General features: G+C 43.0%; 1 protein-coding gene. It reads right to left on the reverse strand.

What is annotated here, in order from left to right; genetic code table 11:
• Positions 1-249 precede the first annotated feature (249 nt).
• On the reverse strand, positions 250-625 hold a 376-nt coding region (locus QTO00_RS20575; protein WP_331426388.1), incomplete at its 5' end, for a TonB-dependent receptor domain-containing protein.

Raw genomic sequence — 625 nt, forward strand, 5'->3', positions numbered from 1 at the left:
TTGTAATGGAGCTAGGTCTAATCATCGCTTTTATCGTTGCAGCAGCTGTAATGGTTAAAAAAGAGATGGCGTCAGCTAAGTAATCGGTTCAATTCATCCACTTTTTTGACATCTTTTCTTGTGAATTGACCTTAAAAGCTCCTTTAAAGGAGCTTTTTTATTTTCTGAAAGCATTGAAAATAAGGGCTTTGAAATCATAAAGTGTAAAAAAGCCAGCATTGCTGCTGGCTTATAATCTAAAAGGGCAGTTTAGAATTGGTAATCTAAGCTAACACCCCAGTTTCGACCCGGTTGACTCTTAGAGTCGATGCTGAATGTCTCACCTGTTGCATCTCGACCTGAAAGGTCGTCGAATAGCCAGTATTTCTTATCAAGTGCATTGAATAGACCAGCGCGAAGCGTTAGATCTTGCATTGGGCGGTAGTAAGCCGTTAGGTCGACCAATGCGTAGCCTGCCGCATCAACGTTTGTATCGCTGTTCCAGTCTGACTTACGCGCAACCATTTTGACATTAGCTAGAGCCCCATAGGAATCGCGATTCAAGCCAACACCAAAGTCAGCAGTAAGCGGTGCGACTGAGTCTAGTGCGTTACCTGTTTTCTTATCTTCGCCTTCAGCATAAGCT

This window comes from Vibrio sp. M260118 (genome assembly GCF_036533755.1).
In the GTDB taxonomy this organism is placed as follows: Bacteria; Pseudomonadota; Gammaproteobacteria; order Enterobacterales; family Vibrionaceae; genus Vibrio.